A 17,576-nucleotide genomic window follows, 5' to 3' on the forward strand; every position below is an offset into this window, starting at 1 on the left:
ATCACCGCACGAAAGGAGGCGAGCGATGGCGCTGAAGCCGCGCACCCGCGACCGGTACAACCGGCGCGAAGCCATCGCCGGCTATCTGTTCATCTCGCCCTGGATCATCGGCTTCCTGGTGTTCACCGCCGGGGCGATGGTCTACAGCCTGTACATCTCGTTCAGCAGCTACAACCTCGCCACGAACACCGCCCGCCCGATCGGCATCGACAACTACGCGCACCTGTTCGACGACCCGCGGGTCGGGGTCGCGCTGGCGAACACCCTGTTCTACGTGGTGATGGCGGTGCCGCTGGAGATCGTGTTCGCGCTGGTGCTGGCGCTGCTGCTGAACCGGGTCGGCCGCGGCGCCGGGTTCTTCCGGGTGCTGTACTACCTGCCCAAGATGACCCCGGCCGTGGCGACCGCCGCCGTGTTCTTCCTGCTGCTCAACGGCAACTCGGGCGCGGTGAACCAGTTCCTCCGGCTGTTCGGCATCGAAGGGCCGCAGTGGCTGGTGGACCCGGCGTGGGTGAAGCCCAGCATCGTGCTGATGACGTTGTGGACGGTCGCAGGCACCATGGTGATCTTCCTCGCGGCGCTGAAGAACGTGCCGGTCGAGCTGTACGAGGTCGCGTCGCTCGACGGGGCCGGGGCCGTGCGCAAGTTCTTCTCGATCACGCTGCCGATGATCTCCGGCGCGATGTTCTTCAACGTGATCGTGCTGTCGATCGCCGCGTTCCAGATCTTCGACCAGGCGTACCTGTTGTTCTGGCGCGACCAGAGCAACTCGTCACCCGAGGCGTCGCTGTTCTACGCGATCTACCTGTTCCAGCAGGCGTTCCGGCAGTTCAACTTCGGGTTCGCCGCGGCGATGGCCTGGCTGCTGTTCGTGATCATCCTGCTCATCACGCTGATCCAGGTGAAGGTCGGCAACCGCTTCGTCTACTACGAGGGAGACCGCTGATGTCGCAGACGCTGCGCCCGGAGCCCGTCGAAGTCGAGCGGGACAAGAGCCCCGGCACGTTCACCACCACCGTTCCCGCGCCGTCGCGGTGGCGGCGACGGCTGCGGCAGCCGCAGAGCCTCGCGGTCCGCATCGTGTTGAACGTGATCCTGGTGCTGTTCGGGCTGCTGTTCCTGTACCCGTTCGTGTGGCTGATCGCGGCGAGTCTCAAGCCGCGCGGCGAGGTGTTCGACAACGCCCTCATCCCCAAGACGCTCGTGCCGGAGAACTACGTCGAGGTGTGGAACCAGCTGCCGCTGCTGAGCTGGATGGGAAACAGCATCGCGATCGCACTGCTCGCCGCGGGCGCGGTGGCGATCTCGAGCTCGATCGTGGCGTTCGGGTTCGCGTACTTCCGCTTCCCCGGCCGCGGGCTGCTGTTCGGACTCGTGCTGGCGACCATGATGCTGCCCGGCGCGGTGACCATGATCCCGATCTACCTCATCTGGAAGGAGACCGGGCTGCTGGGCACGTGGGTGCCGCTGTGGGGGATGAACCTGTTCGGCTCCGCGTTCTACATCTTCCTGCAGCGGCAGTTCTTCCTCGGGCTGCCGCGGGAGCTGTTCGAGGCGGCGCGGCTCGACGGCGTCGGGGCGTGGGGGCTGTTCTGGCGCATCGCGATGCCGCTGTCGATCCCGTCGTTCGTGATCGTGTTCCTGTTCGAGTTCCAGGCCAGCTGGAACAACCTGCAGGCCGCGCTCATCTACCTCAACGCCGGATCGGTCGACGAGTTCACGGCCCCGCTCGGCATCGCCTACGCCATGACGAAGTACAGCCCCACCGCGGGCGGCCACGGCGACTACCAGTACGTCATGGTCGCGTCGCTGCTGGTGACGCTGCCCATGCTCCTCCTCTTCGCCTTCGGGCAGCGCTACTTCATCGAGGGCGTCGCCACGCAGGGGCGCAAGGGATGACAACGCACCATCCAACGAAAGGAGCAGTCATGCGCACCCGCATGCTGGGAATCACCGCGGTCGCCGCGGCATCCGTCCTCGTCCTCGCCGGCTGCGGCGGGGGAGGAGGGGGAGAACAGGCCGACGCCGACTTCGGCGCGGAGCCGAGCGGCACCATGAAGGCGTGGGGCTTCGAGAACGCCGACGACGTGGGCACGTCGCGCATGGACTACGCCGCCGAGCAGCTCGACGGGGTGGAGATCGACCTCGACGCGACCGCGTTCGACGCGCAGAAGTTCACCACCCGTATCGCGAGCGGCGAGGTGCCCGACGTGGTGCAGATGGACCGCCGCTACGTCACGACCTACGCCGCGCAAGACCTCATCATGCCGCTGGACGAGTGCTTCGCCGCGCACGACGTGACCCCGCGCGACCACTGGTACCCGTTCGTGGTCGACGACGTCACCTACGACGACGCGGTGTGGGCGGTGCCGCAGTTCTATCAGCCGCCCGCGATCCTGCTGAACAAGGCGGTGCTCGACGAGGCCGGGGTCACGGCGGAGGAGATCGACACGTCGCAGCCCGACGTGCTGCTCGGCGCGATCGAGAAGATGTACCAGGAGTCGGGCGGCGTACCGACACGGCTCGGGTTCGACCCGGTCGCGACCGGCCAGGCCGGGCTGTGGATCCTCGGGATGGGCGGGCAGCTGAACGACGCCGATGGTGCGCCCACCCTGGACGACCCGAGCAACGTCGCCGGGGTGGAGCTGTTGAAGCAGATCACCGACGCGCAGGGCGGTTTCGCGGCGGTGAAGAGCTTCACGGACTCGTTCGACACGTTCGGCGACCAGAACCAGTTCGTGGCGAAGCAGGTCGGGGCGCAGGTGAACGCGCAGTGGTACCCCAACGTGCTGAGCCCCTACGCCGACCAGATCCAGCTGGAGGCGGTGCCCTTCCGTGACAGCGACGGCGAGCCGTTCTCGGTCGCGTCGGGCACGGCGTTCGTGATTCCCGTGGGGGCGAAGAACCCCGCGGCGGCGTGCGCGTGGATGGTGGAGCTCACGTCGGACGACGCGTGGATGGCGGCGGGCGACGCGCGGGCGAAGACCCTCGAGGAGGAGGGCGGCATCAACACCGGGCTGTTCACCGGCTCGCCCTCGGCCGATCAGGCCATCCGGGAGAAGTTCGTCACCGAGAGCGGCAACGCCGGGTTCGACCAGGTGATCTCCACGTACTACGACGTCGTGGACTACGGGAAGTCGTTCGGCTCCTCGCCCGCGGGGCAGGAGATCCAGAACGAGCTGAACAACGCCATCACCGCGGCGCTGCTCGGCGACAAGTCTCCCGAGGACGCGTTGAAGGATGCGCAGGACGCCGCGATGCGCGCCTACGAGAACGCCACGGCCGGCTGAACCCCGGAGGGGCGTGGGTGGGGGCGGCTTCGCCCCCACCCACGGTTGTGTCGGTGATCGCTAGGAGTGTTCGACAACGGTCGCGACGATCTGCACGATCCCGAACGCGATGAATCCGGCGCCGTTGACGATGATCCCCTTCTCTCCGCGGTGCTCGAATGTGTCGGCCACGGGCTGACCGTAGAACCGTCGGAACCACCGCAGGGCGAACCGCAAGAACGCGTGCCTGGCCAGAAGAAGGGCGACTCCGACCGTCACGATCACGAGCCCGATGACGACGCCGAGGAACCTTCGACGGTGAGTCCTTTCACCTAGATCGCCGTGAGAAGCAGATGGATCTTGTGCGGAGGAAGCGTGGCCATCTGCGAAAGGGGAGCGAACCTCCCGCCGCGGACCTCGGAACCGAGGAACGGGCGAAGAAGTCCTCGAGCGATGACGAGATTGACGTTCGTCTCGTACCAGCAGATCGATTGCCGGAGTGTGGCTCTCTGAAGCCACGAGTGGACGCACAGCCACGAGAGTGCTGCGAAGGGAACGAGGATCCACAGGAGTACCCCGCGAATCGAGAGGAAGAGGAACCACCCGAGCGTGCGCATGGATTCTCACCGATCTCCCGTGTCTTCGTTCTTCGTTCTCAACTGTCGACGGAGTCGGCTGACAATGACGATAGCCATCAGCAGTCCGGCGACGAAGACAGCGATCAACGCGAAGGCACGATCCCCCGGAACGACGAACACGGCGAGAAGGGACCCGACGATGTACCAGAAGAAGAACCCGGTCTGCACTCCCTCTCGGAAGAACGCGATCAGCCACGAGCCGATGGAGTGCTTTTCCGCCACCGTGTCACGATCCATCTGCCGCGTCCTCCTTCCGTCGGTCGACGTCACCGTCCCTGCCGAGGGCCAGGTCTGAGACCTCGTCGAGGGTGATTCTCCACGCACGCCATCATCTCCGACGGCGGCGGGGGCCGCGGCCATCGCCGACACCCGCGCCCACCCAGCGATTGAGGGCCTCCGCGATTCGCCGGGCATCAGCGATCCCGCAGACGGTCGCACGCAAGGGTATTCGGGTTCCGTTACGAAGCTCTACCTCGACCATGCCGCTCGCCAACCACCCGGTGTCGCTCGGCCACGCAAGGTAGAAGAACAGTCCGCTGTACTGGACGTGATGGAACCGAAGAATGCTCGCCCGGTCGTACCCTCGTCGTGAGAACCAGGACCGAACAACGACGGACCGCTGCGTCGGAATCACCCCGGTGAAGGGCAGTCGCACCCACAGCCACACGGTCAGCACCATGCTCCCGAGCAGCAGCACGGTCACGGGAAGGGGCGCGTGCAGAGGCATCGGCCCGACGAGTGCGAGAGTGGGGAGAGCCAGCGTGAACACGCTGGCGACCGCGAGTCGACCTGCCCGGCCCGCCCGGCCCGCGGGCGCCTCGTATGACTCTCGCTCACGCACTGAGCCCGCCCGCACTCGCGCGACAGGATCGAGCGGCATCACGACGAGGAGTCCTGTCCGCCGGCGGCGCGGTGGTTCGCCTCTGTCACCCGCGTCGGATACTCCGGGTCGAACGAGAGCAGGTCGCGGTAGCGGCGGTTGGTGAGGAGGCCCGGGTGTCGTCCCTCCACTTCCGCGCGTAGTCGAGAGAGCATCTGATCCGATGCCTCGACCAGCTCCGATGGCGAGACGGAGGCCGGCCGTTCGCTGTCGTCGGTGACGATCTCGATCCGATTGCCTCGCGGGGTGAAGTGGAGGCACCGGTCCGATCCGAGGATCTCCAGCGTGTGCGGTTTACCGCGCTGGATCACGTGGGCCGCGTGCGTCATCTGGAGCGCGAAGCCGAGTATCGGCAACCAGCCCCACCGCATGCTGAGGTCTGCGTCGTCCGTCGTGAGCACGATGTCACCGAGGAAACACCAGTAGCCCAGCGACACGTCGTCGATCCGATCCCACGCCACGTCGTCTGCGCTCGCGTCCCGGTGTATCCGGTAGTCGAGGGTCAGCATGGTTCCCTTCCTTTCACGACGGCGAGGCAGTCGGTCATGAGGGTGGAAATTGACGTGTCACAGAACGACGTTCTGGATCGCGCCGGCGACCCCGGCTGCCGTCATCGCCAGTCCGATACCGATGATGCCGACCCCGACCGTGCCCATCACCCACGGCGTCTGCCGACCCGCCGACGCCCGCGCATACCGCTCGCCGAGCATCGACTTCTGCGCGGAGAACATGAACCCGTTGAGACGGGCGCGGTGACGAATCACCACAATGCCCAACACGATCACCAGCACCCCGACCAGCAGATTCGGAACGACGGTATCGACACTGATGTCGGGCATTCTCACCGCTCCTGTCGATGGTGGAGTTTCTTCCGCCACTGTGGCATGAATCCGCTCATGCGGGAAAGGTCCGGCGCGGAGCATCCAACATCCGCTCCGGTGCGGAATACAGCTCGCGGCGTGAAGCCACATACCGTTCCCAGCGGCGCATCAGAGCATCGATCCCCATTTCCTCTCCCTCCGGTGGCGGCATCCACCTCACCATTCCGAAGATCTCGGGGGGAAACTCCAGGTCTGCGAGCAGAAGTTCGACGATGCCGAGCACGTCGGCGAATCGGTCTCGATTGTCGTAGAGCCACGCCATGAAAAGGTAGGTCCAGATACCCAGGGCACTTCGGTCGCTTTCCTCCGTGGGGGCGGGGACGAGTCGGCTCACCTTCTCCGCGAAGGTCCACTCGTCGGCTGCGGTCAACTCGAAAACCTCAGGGCGCATCCGCTGACCTTCGCGAATCGCCTGATCCACGACCCGTATCCCCTCGGAAGGGCGAACCCACCCCCTGCGCAAGCCGAGATCCAACTCGGGCAGCGTCATCCGTGACCGGCGGGAGATGTCATCGCCACCCAGATCGATGCTGAGGAGGTCGTCGCTCATGGCGCTCCTCTCACTCTCTGCGGTCATGCCAGTACTCGAAACAACCCCAGGGTCAACAGGGCGCCACCGAAGAACAGGTACCCGGTTGCGATGACGATGATGGCGCGCATCCGCGGCATCCTCCGGGAGACCTCCCGCGGGGAGAGCTGCTCCTCGCTCAGAACAACGGCGTAGCGTGCGCGTACGAACCTGAGCAGGCGCTTTCGTGTCAGGAGCATGATGGCTCCCGCCAGGAGGATGGCGATGCCACTGGCGATACACGCCACCGTGAACGTGTGCATTCCCTCACACCCGCACGAACACGCCCGCAAGGAGTGCGATGACCCCGAATGCGATCATTGCGATGCCGCACGCGCCCACCCACGCGGCGCTGCCCCGTTTGGCGACCTCGCGGCCCGGGGCACCACCGAGGGCGCGATTGGCGTCCGCGGTGATATCGAAGAGCCTTTGACGGTGGCGCACCACGAGGGGGCCGAAAACGAGGAGGATGACCCCCAACCCGAGCGAGAAGTAGTTATCCGCAGTCATCAGGCCCCCTTGCCATCGATGAAGAAGGAAACCCCACCCGATCGCGGGGCGAGCGGCGTCGTACGGACGACGCGGGCGGCGGAGTCCCACCGTGGGGACATGGTGCGCACCTCCTGATCCGTATGCGAGCCGAAGTCGGGGATCTCTCCGAGCGCCGCCACGTCGAGCGAGTGGAAGACAGCGCTCCTCCCATGGACCCGAAGTTCTGCCTGCGGAGTCAGTGCGAGATGAAGTTCCAGTCCCGCGTCGAGCGACCGCGCCGAAGAGCCCACCACTTTCCACGACGTCCTGTGACGATCGGTGGCACCGGACCACTCCAGCAGACTGACGCCTCTCAGAACGAGAAGCCCCGCGTTCGTTTCGTCGAGCTGTAGAGCGGTCCGCAGATCGCACAGGATGCCCAGAGTCGCGGTGACGGCGTCGAAGTGCACGGCATTCACCTGGGCTTCGAGAAACGCATCCTCTTCGGAAATGTAGGGGTCTTCGTCCTTCGTGACTTCTGGAGCGTCGGCGAAAAGCAGCTCACTGAGCGTGATCACGGGGAAGCGATCGGTGTGACGGAGTGTGAGTGCGGTGTCACATGTTCGGAGAACGGCGCGACCGCCTGCCCGTGTCTGGTCATCGAATGCGTAGCCCTTCGGGTGAGGACGCCGCCACGTCGTCGTCGGCGGCCAGGTTCGGACTGAGGTCAAGCGCGGATCCAGGATCGGCGAACCTGGACGGGGAGATTATGTCATGTCCCTTCGGGAGCTGGTGGAGCGCGACGCCGCTGACCGTGCGTGACGCGATCCGCCCCCTCACAGTGGGCCTGGTGCACTGAAATCGATTTCGGTATCGTCGGCCTCCACGCCCCCTGTCGCTCGCCGAGGAGCCGCATGTCCCGCACCCGTGCACGTCGCTCGACCACCCTGCTCGCCGCTGCCGCCCTGGCCGTCACGGTCACCGCGTGCGCCGGGGGAGGGGCGCCCGTGGAACTCGACCCCGACCCCGACAAGCCGTTCGTGCTGGCGGGGGTCTCCGGACTCACCGAGGTCGCGCAGCTGACCGGCCCCGCGGGCATCAACGACACCGAAGCGGTCGGTGTCGCCGGCACCGACCTCGGCTCGATGACCACCGTCGGCGACCGCACCTGGTTCTTCTTCGGCGACACGTTCGGCGAGCGCGCCCCCGGCACCACGGGTGGCCAGGGCGGCCAGTGGCGGTCGAACGTGGCCGCCTGGACGACCGACGACGACCCCTCCGACGGCATCCTCTTCGACGGCTGGGTGGCCGACGGCATCGGCCTCGCGGCCCCGCTCATCGAGGGTGATCATGACCCCAACGACGGCTCCGGCGAGGTCACGAAGATCCCCACCGCGGGCTTCGCGATCGGCGGCACGATCTACGTCTCGTACATGTCGGTGAGCTTCTGGGGTGAGCCCGGCGCGTGGGACGCGAACCGCTCCGCCCTCGTCGTCTCGCGGGATGGCGGGGAGTCGTGGGCGCCCGTCGACGGCATTGAGTGGCCAGGCGACTCCGGCTTCGTGCAGTTCGCCACGGCTCCCGTGACCGCCGACGGTGAGGACTGGATCTACCTGTGGGCGATCCCGTCCGGCCGGTTCGGAGAGGTGCGGCTGATGCGCGTGCCCGCGACCGAGCAGGCCGTGGAGGACCAGGACTCCTACTCCTACTTCACGGGACTCGACGGCGACGAGCCGGTGTGGTCGGACGACCTCGACGATGCGAAGGTCGTGGTCGAGGGGACGATCGGCGAGCTGTCGGTGATGTGGTCGACCTACCTCGAACGGTGGATCATGACCTCGTCCAACGGCGGGAACGCGGACATCCGCGAGGGCGTCACCCCGTGGGGCCCGTGGGGCGACCCGATCGAGCTCGTCCCCGGCTCGGACTACCCGGGGCTCTACGGCCCCTACCTCGATCCGCGATACGTGTCGGACGACGGGCGACGGATCTTCTTTACCCTGTCGCTGTGGGACCCGTACAACGTGTTCTGGTTCTCGGCCGACCTCGACCGCGCCGACGGATGAGCATCCCTGTGCCGACTATTGCGCATGAAATCGATTTCGCCTAGCCTGACGCATACCCGATCAGAGTGGATCGACGCGAGCTGGTCGGCACCCCCACCCGGCGGCAGCCGGGACACAGCATGACTCGAAGACGAGTGACGTCCTGAGGAGGACCAATGCGCAAGACACGCAGTCGCATCTGGAAGGTCGCCGCATCCGTGGTGGTGGCGGGCATCGCCCTCAGCGGATGCTCCGGGGGCGGCGGTGGAGGCGGAGGCGCCGGAGCCGAGGGGGAGCCCGACAGCGGCGAACTCAACTTCGTCTACATGGGCGACGCCGACCAGCAGAAGGCGTTCAACGCCCTGTTCGCCGAGTTCAACAAGCAGTACCCCGACATCAAGCTCAAGGCCGTGGGCATCCCCAGTGGCAACTGGGCCACCTTCTCCACCACGGTCGCCACGCGCCTCGCCGGCGGACAGAAGATCGACATCATCCAGGTCGCCACCGAAGGCCAGCGGCTGTTCGCCTCGAAGGGCATCCTCGCCGACCTCGCGCCCTACATCGAGCAGGACCAGGACGTGGTCGACGACTACTGGGACGACATCAGCCCCAACCTGCAGAAGTTCAACGAGGAGTTCGCGTCGGGGCCGGACGGCGAGACCGTGTTCATCCCCGGCGGCTTCAACACCATGGCCATGTACCTCAACAAAGACGTGTTCGAGAAGGCCGGCGTCGCCATCCCCGAGGACGGCAACTGGACGTGGGACGAGTTCGTCGCCGCAGGCAAGACCATCAAGGAGAAGACCGGCGCCTACCTGGTCGGCGCGGGCTCCGGCTACTTCGTCGACGTGATGCCGTGGCTCACCACCAACGGAGGCAGCACCTTCAACGCCGACTGGAGCGAGCCCACCTACAACTCCGCGGAGGCGGTCGAGTCGGCCGAGTTCGCCCGCAGCCTCGTCGAGATGGGCCTCGCCCCCAAGCCGGGCGGGCAGTTCGACGGCAACACCGCGTTCAAGCAGGGCAAGCTCGCGATCCTCAGCGGCGGACGCTGGCCCGTGCTCGGTGTGCGCGAGCTCGACATGGTCGACAAGACCGTGGTCGTGAACTGGCCCACCAAGACCGGCAACGGCTCCCCGGTCGGCTGGGACGCCTGGAACATCGCCAAGAACAGCGATAACAAGCAGGCCGCGTGGACCTTCATCAAGTTCCTCATGTCGAAGGAGGCCGGCAGCTACTTCGCCGAGATCGGCGGCACCATCGTGCCCGCACGGGAGTCGGTCGCGAACTCGGCCGCCTTCACCGACAACGCCCCCGAAGGCACCATCCGGCTCAGCGAGGCGATGGCGTTCGCCACCCCCATCCCCTCGATCGACCAGGGCGCCGAGGCGCAGAAGGTGATCGAAGAAGCCTGGGGCACGATCATCGCGGGGCAGGGCGAGGCGCAGAAGACCCTCGACGCCGCCCAGGCGGACCTGGAGCAGCTGGTCGGTGAGTAGCATCACCGCCCCCACGGTGCGGCGCCCGGGAGCCGAGCTCCTGCGGCGTCGCACCGCGACCGCGGGCTGGATGTTCGTCAGCCCCGCGCTGCTGCTGTTCCTCGTCTTCGTGGCAGGGCCGTTCGTGTTCGCGATCGTCCTGGCGTTCCTGAAGTGGGACATGCTGACCACGCCGGAGTTCGTCGGTGCCGACAACTTCGTGCGCCTGTTCTCCGACCCGATCCTGCCGCAGGTGCTGCTGAACACGTTCGTGTTCGCGTTCGCCTCGATCGTCACGCACCTCGTGTTCGGGCTGCTGCTCGCGCTCGCGGTCAACCGGGTCGCCAGCCGGGTGCTCGGCTACTTCGCCCGCGTCGCGATCTTCTTCCCGTTCCTCATCTCGTGGGCGGCCGTCGCGCTGCTGTGGAAGTACGTGCTCGACCCCACGTTCGGGTACGTCGCGCAGTACGCGGCGGCGTTCGGCATCGAGCTGCCCAACTTCTTCGCCGACCCCGCGTGGGCCATGCCCGCGATCATATTCATCGACCTGTGGCACACGGTCGGCTTCACCTTCATCATCATGCTCGCCGGACTCCAGACCGTGCCGACCGAGCTCGTGGAAGCGGCGCGCACCGACGGCGCGACCTCGTGGCAGATCTTCTGGAACGTGACGCTGCCGCTCATGTCGCCGACCATGTTCTTCGCCACGATCATCACCTTCATCGGCGCGTTCCAGATCTTCGACCCGATCCAGATCATCACCAAGGGCGGACCCCAGAACTCGACGACGACCATCATCATGTACCTCTACGAGAAGGGCTTCCAGGCCTTCGACATGGGGTATGCGGCCGCGGTCGCGCTGCTGGTCTTCGTCATCATCATGGGCGTCACCGTGCTGCAGTTCCTCGGCCGCCGGAAGTGGGTGCACGAATCATGACCGTCCTTCCCCCCACCGTGGAACCGCGCACCGACGTGCTCACGCGCGTTGAACGGCAGCGGCGGCGGCGTCGTCACCGCCCCACCGTCGGCGGCATCATCGTCGACGTGGTGCTGGTGGTGTTCGGCATCCTGATGCTGTCGCCGCTGTTCTGGCTGATCGTGCAGAGCTTCACCGAGCCGGAGTTCGCGTTCGCCGATCCGCCGCGCTGGCTGCCGATCCCGTTCACCACGCAGAACTTCGCCGACGTGTTCGAGTACATGCCGTTCTTCCAGCAGTTCGGCAACTCGCTCGCCCTGGCGCTGATCTCCACCATCGGCGCACTGTTCTTCTCCGTGCTCGCCGCCTACGCGTTCGCGCGCATCGACTTCCGCGGCAGCCGCGTACTGCTGGTGATCATGCTGTCGGCGCTCATGGTGCCGGGGCAGCTCGTCATCATCCCGATCTTCATCATGATGCGCCAGCTCGGCCTCGTCGACACGCTCGCCTCGCTGTGGCTGCCCGCCCTGATCAACGTGTTTCAGATCTTCTTCCTGTCGCAGTACTTCAAGACGATCCCGCGCGAGCTCGACGAGGCCGCCCGGCTCGACGGCGCAGGGCACCTGTGGATCCTGTTCCGCATGCTCATCCCGCTCTCGGCCCCCGCGGTCGCCGCTCTCGCGATCCTCGGGTTCGAGGCGTCATGGAACGGGTACTTCGGGCCGCTGATCTTCCTGTCCAGCCCGGAGAACATGACCCTGCCGCTCGGACTGGTCACCCTGCAGAACGGCTTCGGTGCCGCCCCCGCCGTGATCGTGTTCGCCGCCATCACCCTGGTCGTGGTGCCGCTGCTCGTGGTGTTCCTGGCCTTCCAACGGCAGATCGTGGAGAGTGTCGCGTCGACGGGACTCAAGGGATGAGCGCCGCCGCCTCCGTCACCGGGGTCACCGCGGGGGAGGGCTCCGGTCCCGCCGCGGTCGACCCGGTGCTGCGGCGCCTCCCGGCCGCAGCGTGGCGGGCCCTCGCGCCCCTCGCGGTGACCGGGGCGACCGGGCTCGCGGCGTGGGCGTTCGGGGCGGCGCTGCTCGGACCGGGGTCGCCCGCGGTGCCCGTGCTCGTGGTCGCCGCGTGTGCGACTCCGGCCGCCTGGGCCCTCGGCGCGCTGCACGACGGGCTCTTCGACCACGCGGCCGTGCGCCTGCGCCGCCGCGTGCTCACGGTCGCGGTCGGTGCCGGCGCTCCCGCGCTGCTGCTGGCGTGGGCGCAGCTCATCGGCGTGGTCGCCGGGGTGGCGGAGGTGCCGCTGTTCCCGGTGCTCGCGCTCGCCGCGGTGCTCGGGGCCGCGGCGCTCTCGGTCGTCGCCGTGGTCGCCGTGCCCGTCGCGGCACTGCGCGACGACGTGAGCCTTCGTACGGTCGCGGTCGTGTGCGCCGTCGCCGCGCTGCGCCGCCCGCTCGCCCCCGTTGCCGCGCTCGCCGTGCCGATCGCGGTCGCGTGGCTCGGGCTCACCTGGTTCGGGGGGCTGCTGCTGCTCGTGGCGCCGCTGCTCGTTCTGCTGTCCGTCGCCGCGGCGTGGCCGGTCGCCGCGGAATCCGGAGTGGCGCTGCCGCCGCTCACCCCCGGCCGCCGACCCGCTCGAGGAGAATCATGACCGACCGCTCGCCGACGTCCCACCCGCACACCGAGGCCCCGGCGCTCGCGATGCCCATCGGCGGGATCGGCACCGGCGGCTTCGCGGTGAACGCCGACGGATCGCTGCGCCAGTGGCAGCTGCAGGGCATGCCGAACCACCTCGGCGCGCTGCCCGGCACGGGCTTCTGGCTGCGGGTCACCCAGGTGGAGCCGCCGCTGAACGTGATCTCGATGGTGCAGGGGTCGCCGGTGCCCGACCCGCAGGCCTCTCTCACGACCGACGGACACGTGCCGGAGTGGATGAGTGCCGCGGCCGAGGCGTTCGGCACGTTCGAGAGCGCCGTGTTCCGCGGCACCTACCCGGTCGCCGAGGTCGAGCTGACCGACCAGCGGCACCCGGTCGAGGTGCGCATGCGCGTGCTCAACCCGATGGCGCCGCGCGACGTGGAGTTCAGCTCGATCCCCACCGGCATGTTCGAGTTCACGCTCACCAACACCGGACAGATCCCGGTGCACGGCACGCTCGCCGGCTCGCTGCTGAACGCGATCGGCTGGGACGGCATCACGCCCATCGCGGAGAGCACCCCGGGGTTGGGCGGCAACGTGAACCGGCTGCGTCGGGGTCGCGGATGGTCGCGCGTGGTGATGGACAACCCCTCGCTCGACGAGAGCGACCGGCTGGCGGGGCAGCTCGTGCTCGCGGCCGACGACGAGACCGCCGCCGTGCTCACGCGGTGCAGCGGCCTGGAGCACCTCGACGCGTTCCTGCGCTCCCGCGCCGGCAACGACGGCCGCTCCCGCCTGGCGCTCGCGCCCACCATCGGCGATCCGCAGCTCAACGCCCCGCAGGGCGGAACCGGGGCCAGCCCGCAGGGGCGGTCGTGGCTGGGCGTGGTCGGGGTGCCGTTCGCGATCGAGCCGGGGGCTTCGCGCACCGTCCGCTTCTCCATCTCCTGGCACCTGCCCAACCGCTTCGTCGACATCGAGCAGTTCGGTACGCCGCACCCGGAGTGGGGTGCCTCCACGTTCTACCTCGGCAACGCCTACGCCCTCCGCCACCTCGACGCGCTCGACGTGCAGGCCACGGTGGAGCGCCGCTGGGACGAGCTGGTCGAGCGCACGCTGCGGTGGACCGGGGCGCTCGCCGACTCCAGCCTCGACGGGCGGGAGATGGAGCACCTGGCCGCCCAGGCCGCCTACGTGCGCAGCCCCACGTGCTTCATCGGCGCGGACGGCCGCTTCTACGGCTACGAGGGCTCGCTCGGCGACTCCACCTGGATGTGGTCGGGCGTGTTCGGCGGCTCCTGCCCACTCAACTGCACGCACGTGTGGCAGTACGAGGCCGCGCTCGCGGGACTCTGGCCCAGCCTCGAGCGCAACATGCGCGACACCGAGTTCGACGTGATGCAGGCGGCGAACGGCGCGATCCCGCATCGGCTGCGCGTGCCCACCTACCTGCATCAGATGACGGACGAGTTCATCGGCGGGCCGGAGGAGCCCGCGCTCGACGGCATGCTGGCCACCATCCTCAAGTCGCTGCGAGACGTGCAGCGCGGGGCGGGAACCGCGTGGCTGGAGCGCCGGTGGCCGCAGCTCGTGCGGCTGTACACCCACATCCGCGACCGGTGGGACGCGGACGGTGACGGCGTGCTGCGCGGCATCCAGCCCAGCACGCACGACATCGACCTGGCCGGGGTCAACCCGTTCATGGGCACGCTGTGGCTCGCGGCGCTGCGGGCGTACGAGGAGCTCGCGCTGCTCGTCGGGGACACGGAGGCCGCGGACGAGGCGCGCGAGCGGTTCCGCCGAGGCTCCGCGGGCTACGACGAGCTGCTGTTCGACGGTACGCATTACATCCAGGTGCTCGACGACGGCGACCCGGAGGACTTCCAGTGGCGCACCGGGGTGCTCTCCGACCAGGTGATCGGCCAGTGGTGGGCGCACCAGCTCGGGCTCGGGCACATCCTGCCGCCCGAGCACGTGCGCAGTGCCCTGCGGCACGTGGTCGCCTCGAACCTGCGGCACGGGTTCGCCGACTTCGCGCACCCGTACCGCGTGTACGCCGACACCGCCGACGACGTGGGGCTGCTGATGTGCACGTGGCCGGAGGGCGGACGGCCCGAGGTGCCGACGCGCTACGCCGACGAGGTGTGGACCGGCATCGAGTGGCAGGTCGCGGCGCACTGCTTCTTCGAGGGGCTGGAGGACGAGGGACGTGCGGTGCTGGACGGGCTGTGGTCCCGGCACGACGGCCGGCGCCGCAACCCGTACAACGAGATCGAGTGCGGCGACCACTACGCGAGGGCCATGGCGGGGTGGACGCTGCTGCAGGCGCGGTCCGGGGTGCGCGTGGACGAGGCCGCGGGCGAGCTGCACGTCGGCGCCGAGGGGCGGTGGCCGTGGATCGGCACCTCGGGCTACGGCACCGTCACGGTGGGCGAGCGGGTGGAGATCGACGTGATCGAGGGGGACTGCCCGCTCACCGTGGTGCGCGCGAGCTGATCCGGCTCGCGCGAGACGGGGCGCCCGCCGTGGGTGGGCGCCCCTTCCGTGCGGTCGTGGGTCGTTCAGCCCTGCGGGGGCCGGGAGGGCGAGGCGCCGATGTCGGGCACGGCCGCGCTGCCCAGGTGCACCTCCAGGTCGTCGGCGCTGGGCGTGCGCGGGCGCCGGGCGGTCGGGCGGTTGAGGTAGAACAGCGCGGTGGAGGCGATGTCGTCGCGCAGGGGGAGGTAGCGCCAGCCGCTGCGCCAGCCGAGGGCCTGGATGTCGACGCGGGGGATGCCCGTGGCGAAGTGGATCGGGTCGAGCACGTGCCAGCGGTACATACCGAACCGCTGCTGCGAGACGTAGAGGCCGTCCGGCCGGATCACCTGCGGCATGCCCAGGTACGGGGTGGAGAACGCGGTGTACCCCTGGCCGGGGATGTCGAAGTTCCACGCGCCGCCGAAGTAGTCCTCGGTGCCCGTGCCGCAGATGGTCGGGTGGTCGGTGTCGTCGTCGAGGTAGAACTTGATCTCGCCCTCACCCCACCAGCCGTTCGAGTTCACGCCCCAGGCGATGTAGGTGCCGACGTACTGCCCGCGCCCCTCGATGCCCTCCAGCAGGATGTGCGGGGTGCGGTCCTCCAGCGGGTTCGACCGCCGCCACTGCGCGTGGAAGTACGCGTCCTCCGTGTGATCCCCGCCGATCTCGTAGGTCACCTGGTAGTAGACGCGCACGTCGACGGTCGAGGTGTTCTCGAGCGTGAGCCGGGCGCCGTCGCGGAACGGCATCGGCCAGTAGGAGTTGAAGCCGCCGTGCGGGTTGGCGGCGATGGTCTGCGAGTTCACCTGCGCGAACACGCCCCATCCGTTGCAGAAGAAGTCGCCGTACGGCACCTCGACGGCGGGCTCCGCGGCGCCGTCCCAGTAGGCGCGCAGCAGCAGGGTGCGCCAGTTGTCGGTGTGTGTCGTGATCCAGATGTGCGTGATCTTGCCCGGCCCGTCGATCGCGGCGAGCTCGAAGGTCTCGCCGGCCGGGATGTCGACGCTCGGCGAGATCTTCCAGCCGGGGCCGAGGTCGCGGGCGCTCGCGGCGCCGGTTCCCTCGGTGGCGCGGCCACCGCCACCGGGCGAGCCGTCGAAGTTCTCGGGGGAGATGGACCGGGTCTGCACGGAGCGCAGCGCTGCGAGCGTGGAGAGGGAGGAGGGGGCAGGCGTCATGCGCGCCAATGTAATCGATTTCACGGTGATGCACCAGGGATGCCCCGACCGCGCGATACTGTTGCTTCACGCCCGGGCAGACCGGGCGAGGGCAGTGAGGGTGCATGGCCACGATCTACGACGTCGCGGAGCTCGCCGGGGTCTCTCCCGCGACGGTCTCCCGCGTCTTCAACGGCACGAGCGTCTCGGAGGAGAAGGTGGCCGCCGTCCGCGAGGCCGCCGCGAAGCTCAACTTCACGCCGAACCGCACGGCCCGCACGCTGCGTCGGCAGAGCTCCGAGGTGATCGCGCTCGTGATCCCCGACATCGAGAACCCCTACTTCACCGAGATGGCGCGCGGGGTCGAGGATGTGGCGTCGGAGGCGGGCTACTCCGTGGTGCTGTGCAACTCCGACGCGCAGCAGGAGAAGGAGGCCGCCTACCTCCGCATCGCGATCGCCGAGCACATGTCGGGTGTCATCATCGCCACGGCCGACGAGAGCAGCGACCTCAGCGCGATCCTCGCGACCGGCCGCCCGGTCGTCGCGGTCGACCGCAGCACCACGTACGACATCGACGGCGTGGTCATGGCCAACCGCGCCGCGGGGACCTCCGCCACGCAGGATCTGATCGCCGCGGGCTACCGTCGCATCGCCTACATCGGCGGCCCCGCGCACATCGACACCGCGGCCGAACGCGCGGCGGGGTGGCGGTCGGCGCTCTCGGCCGCCCAACCCGACCTCGACCTGGACGAGCTCGTGCGCTTCGCGACGTTCCGCGTGGACGGCGGCCGCGCGGCCATGACCGAGTTGCTGGAACTGCCGGAGCCGCCCGACGCGGTGGTCGCCGGCAACAACCTCATCGGGGTCGGCGCCCTCCAGGTGCTCACGGAGCGGGGCCTCACGCCGCCGGCCGTGGGGGTCGCGGTCATCGGATCGCTGCCGTTCACCACGCTGTCGCCCACCGCGGTCACGGTCGTGCGGCTCCCCGCGCGGCACATGGGGGTCACGGCGGCGCGCATGCTGCTCGAGCGCATCAAGGGCGACACCCAGCCCGCGCGGACCGTGGTGCTGCGCAACGAGGTGCAGTCCGCGAGCGCGCCCCGCGCCTGACCCCGG

At 68.5% G+C, this 17,576-nt stretch carries 18 protein-coding genes; 10 read left to right on the top strand and 8 right to left on the bottom strand.

Features of this window, described 5'->3' with window-relative positions; translation table 11 throughout:
• Positions 1–25 precede the first annotated feature (25 nt).
• The 3 genes from KE274_RS06395 to KE274_RS06405 are packed head-to-tail and all read left to right on the top strand — an operon-like array spanning position 26 to position 3,290.
• Positions 26–946 (top strand): carbohydrate ABC transporter permease, encoded by a 921-nt coding sequence (locus KE274_RS06395; protein WP_211541987.1) that lies wholly within the window; start codon positions 26–28, stop codon positions 944–946.
• On the top strand, positions 946–1,899 hold the full coding sequence (locus tag KE274_RS06400; RefSeq protein WP_211541989.1) for a carbohydrate ABC transporter permease: 954 nt from the start codon (positions 946–948) through the stop codon (positions 1,897–1,899). The genes KE274_RS06395 and KE274_RS06400 overlap by 1 nt, the downstream gene beginning before the upstream one ends.
• 29 nt (positions 1,900–1,928) lie before the next feature.
• Positions 1,929–3,290, top strand: a complete 1,362-nt coding sequence (locus KE274_RS06405) for an extracellular solute-binding protein (protein WP_211541991.1) — start codon at positions 1,929–1,931, stop codon at positions 3,288–3,290.
• Between the two features lie 602 nt (positions 3,291–3,892).
• Here KE274_RS06405 and KE274_RS06410 read toward each other — a convergent pair.
• The 7 genes from KE274_RS06410 to KE274_RS06440 all read right to left on the bottom strand — a co-directional run bounded on the left by KE274_RS06410 (position 3,893) and on the right by KE274_RS06440 (position 7,285).
• Positions 3,893–4,144 carry a hypothetical protein gene (locus KE274_RS06410; RefSeq protein ID WP_211541993.1) on the bottom strand — a complete coding sequence of 84 codons (252 nt, stop codon included), beginning with the start codon at positions 4,142–4,144 and terminating at the stop codon, positions 3,893–3,895.
• A 642-nt stretch (positions 4,145–4,786) separates the two neighbouring features.
• Positions 4,787–5,296 carry a hypothetical protein gene (locus tag KE274_RS06415; RefSeq protein ID WP_211541995.1) on the bottom strand — a complete coding sequence of 170 codons (510 nt, stop codon included), beginning with the start codon at positions 5,294–5,296 and terminating at the stop codon, positions 4,787–4,789.
• A gap of 57 nt (positions 5,297–5,353) precedes the next feature.
• Positions 5,354–5,626, bottom strand: coding sequence for a hypothetical protein (locus KE274_RS06420; RefSeq protein WP_211541997.1), 273 nt, complete (start codon positions 5,624–5,626; stop codon positions 5,354–5,356).
• 55 nt (positions 5,627–5,681) lie between these two features.
• Positions 5,682–6,218: a DUF2247 family protein gene (locus tag KE274_RS06425; protein ID WP_211541999.1), complete on the bottom strand. Its 537-nt coding sequence runs from the start codon at positions 6,216–6,218 to the stop codon at positions 5,682–5,684.
• Positions 6,219–6,241: 23 nt separating this feature from the next.
• Positions 6,242–6,499 carry a hypothetical protein gene (locus KE274_RS06430; protein WP_211542000.1) on the bottom strand — a complete coding sequence of 86 codons (258 nt, stop codon included), beginning with the start codon at positions 6,497–6,499 and terminating at the stop codon, positions 6,242–6,244.
• A gap of 4 nt (positions 6,500–6,503) precedes the next feature.
• Positions 6,504–6,746 (bottom strand): hypothetical protein, encoded by a 243-nt coding sequence (locus KE274_RS06435; RefSeq protein WP_211542002.1) that lies wholly within the window; start codon positions 6,744–6,746, stop codon positions 6,504–6,506.
• Positions 6,746–7,285 carry a hypothetical protein gene (locus KE274_RS06440; RefSeq protein WP_211542004.1) on the bottom strand — a complete coding sequence of 180 codons (540 nt, stop codon included), beginning with the start codon at positions 7,283–7,285 and terminating at the stop codon, positions 6,746–6,748. The genes KE274_RS06435 and KE274_RS06440 overlap by 1 nt, the downstream gene beginning before the upstream one ends.
• A 336-nt stretch (positions 7,286–7,621) precedes the next feature.
• On the opposite strand from KE274_RS06440, the gene KE274_RS06445 reads away from it, so the two are divergent.
• The 6 genes from KE274_RS06445 (at position 7,622) to KE274_RS06470 (ending at position 15,280) form a co-directional block, all read left to right on the top strand.
• Positions 7,622–8,773, top strand: coding sequence for a DUF4185 domain-containing protein (locus tag KE274_RS06445; protein WP_211542006.1), 1,152 nt, complete (start codon positions 7,622–7,624; stop codon positions 8,771–8,773).
• Between the two features lie 155 nt (positions 8,774–8,928).
• The gene (locus KE274_RS06450) at positions 8,929–10,251 is read left to right on the top strand and encodes an ABC transporter substrate-binding protein (protein ID WP_211542008.1); all 1,323 of its coding nucleotides are present in this window, start codon (positions 8,929–8,931) and stop codon (positions 10,249–10,251) included.
• Positions 10,244–11,167, top strand: coding sequence for a carbohydrate ABC transporter permease (locus tag KE274_RS06455; protein ID WP_211542010.1), 924 nt, complete (start codon positions 10,244–10,246; stop codon positions 11,165–11,167). Before KE274_RS06450 ends, KE274_RS06455 begins: the two co-directional genes overlap by 8 nt.
• Positions 11,164–12,066, top strand: coding sequence for a carbohydrate ABC transporter permease (locus KE274_RS06460; RefSeq protein ID WP_211542012.1), 903 nt, complete (start codon positions 11,164–11,166; stop codon positions 12,064–12,066). Before KE274_RS06455 ends, KE274_RS06460 begins: the two co-directional genes overlap by 4 nt.
• Positions 12,063–12,797, top strand: a complete 735-nt coding sequence (locus tag KE274_RS06465) for a hypothetical protein (RefSeq protein WP_211542014.1) — start codon at positions 12,063–12,065, stop codon at positions 12,795–12,797. Before KE274_RS06460 ends, KE274_RS06465 begins: the two co-directional genes overlap by 4 nt.
• Positions 12,794–15,280 (top strand): GH116 family glycosyl-hydrolase, encoded by a 2,487-nt coding sequence (locus KE274_RS06470; protein WP_211542016.1) that lies wholly within the window; start codon positions 12,794–12,796, stop codon positions 15,278–15,280. The genes KE274_RS06465 and KE274_RS06470 overlap by 4 nt, the downstream gene beginning before the upstream one ends.
• Before the next feature lie 65 nt (positions 15,281–15,345).
• Here KE274_RS06470 and KE274_RS06475 read toward each other — a convergent pair whose 3' ends face one another.
• Positions 15,346–16,479, bottom strand: a complete 1,134-nt coding sequence (locus KE274_RS06475; RefSeq protein ID WP_211542018.1) for a glycoside hydrolase family 172 protein — start codon at positions 16,477–16,479, stop codon at positions 15,346–15,348.
• Between the two features lie 104 nt (positions 16,480–16,583).
• Between KE274_RS06475 and KE274_RS06480 the strand changes: the two genes are divergently transcribed.
• Positions 16,584–17,570, top strand: a complete 987-nt coding sequence (locus KE274_RS06480; RefSeq protein ID WP_211542019.1) for a LacI family DNA-binding transcriptional regulator — start codon at positions 16,584–16,586, stop codon at positions 17,568–17,570.
• The last annotated feature ends 6 nt before the right edge of the window (positions 17,571–17,576 follow it).

It is taken from the genome of Microbacterium paraoxydans (genome assembly GCF_018224615.1).
GTDB classification, from domain to species: Bacteria; Actinomycetota; Actinomycetes; order Actinomycetales; family Microbacteriaceae; genus Microbacterium; species Microbacterium paraoxydans_B.

Bases quoted from the DNA above. Each gene is read 5' to 3' on its own strand.
- KE274_RS06395 (WP_211541987.1), top strand. From the start codon at position 26: ATGGCGCTGAAGCCGCGCACCCGCGACCGGTACAACCGGCGCGAAGCC.
- KE274_RS06400 (WP_211541989.1), top strand. From the start codon at position 946: ATGTCGCAGACGCTGCGCCCGGAGCCCGTCGAAGTCGAGCGGGACAAG.
- KE274_RS06405 (WP_211541991.1), top strand. From the start codon at position 1,929: ATGCGCACCCGCATGCTGGGAATCACCGCGGTCGCCGCGGCATCCGTC.
- KE274_RS06410 (WP_211541993.1), bottom strand. From the start codon at position 4,144: ATGGATCGTGACACGGTGGCGGAAAAGCACTCCATCGGCTCGTGGCTG.
- KE274_RS06415 (WP_211541995.1), bottom strand. From the start codon at position 5,296: ATGCTGACCCTCGACTACCGGATACACCGGGACGCGAGCGCAGACGAC.
- KE274_RS06420 (WP_211541997.1), bottom strand. From the start codon at position 5,626: ATGCCCGACATCAGTGTCGATACCGTCGTTCCGAATCTGCTGGTCGGG.
- KE274_RS06425 (WP_211541999.1), bottom strand. From the start codon at position 6,218: ATGAGCGACGACCTCCTCAGCATCGATCTGGGTGGCGATGACATCTCC.
- KE274_RS06430 (WP_211542000.1), bottom strand. From the start codon at position 6,499: ATGCACACGTTCACGGTGGCGTGTATCGCCAGTGGCATCGCCATCCTC.
- KE274_RS06435 (WP_211542002.1), bottom strand. From the start codon at position 6,746: ATGACTGCGGATAACTACTTCTCGCTCGGGTTGGGGGTCATCCTCCTC.
- KE274_RS06445 (WP_211542006.1), top strand. From the start codon at position 7,622: ATGTCCCGCACCCGTGCACGTCGCTCGACCACCCTGCTCGCCGCTGCC.
- KE274_RS06450 (WP_211542008.1), top strand. From the start codon at position 8,929: ATGCGCAAGACACGCAGTCGCATCTGGAAGGTCGCCGCATCCGTGGTG.
- KE274_RS06460 (WP_211542012.1), top strand. From the start codon at position 11,164: ATGACCGTCCTTCCCCCCACCGTGGAACCGCGCACCGACGTGCTCACG.
- KE274_RS06465 (WP_211542014.1), top strand. From the start codon at position 12,063: ATGAGCGCCGCCGCCTCCGTCACCGGGGTCACCGCGGGGGAGGGCTCC.
- KE274_RS06470 (WP_211542016.1), top strand. From the start codon at position 12,794: ATGACCGACCGCTCGCCGACGTCCCACCCGCACACCGAGGCCCCGGCG.
- KE274_RS06475 (WP_211542018.1), bottom strand. From the start codon at position 16,479: ATGACGCCTGCCCCCTCCTCCCTCTCCACGCTCGCAGCGCTGCGCTCC.
- KE274_RS06480 (WP_211542019.1), top strand. From the start codon at position 16,584: ATGGCCACGATCTACGACGTCGCGGAGCTCGCCGGGGTCTCTCCCGCG.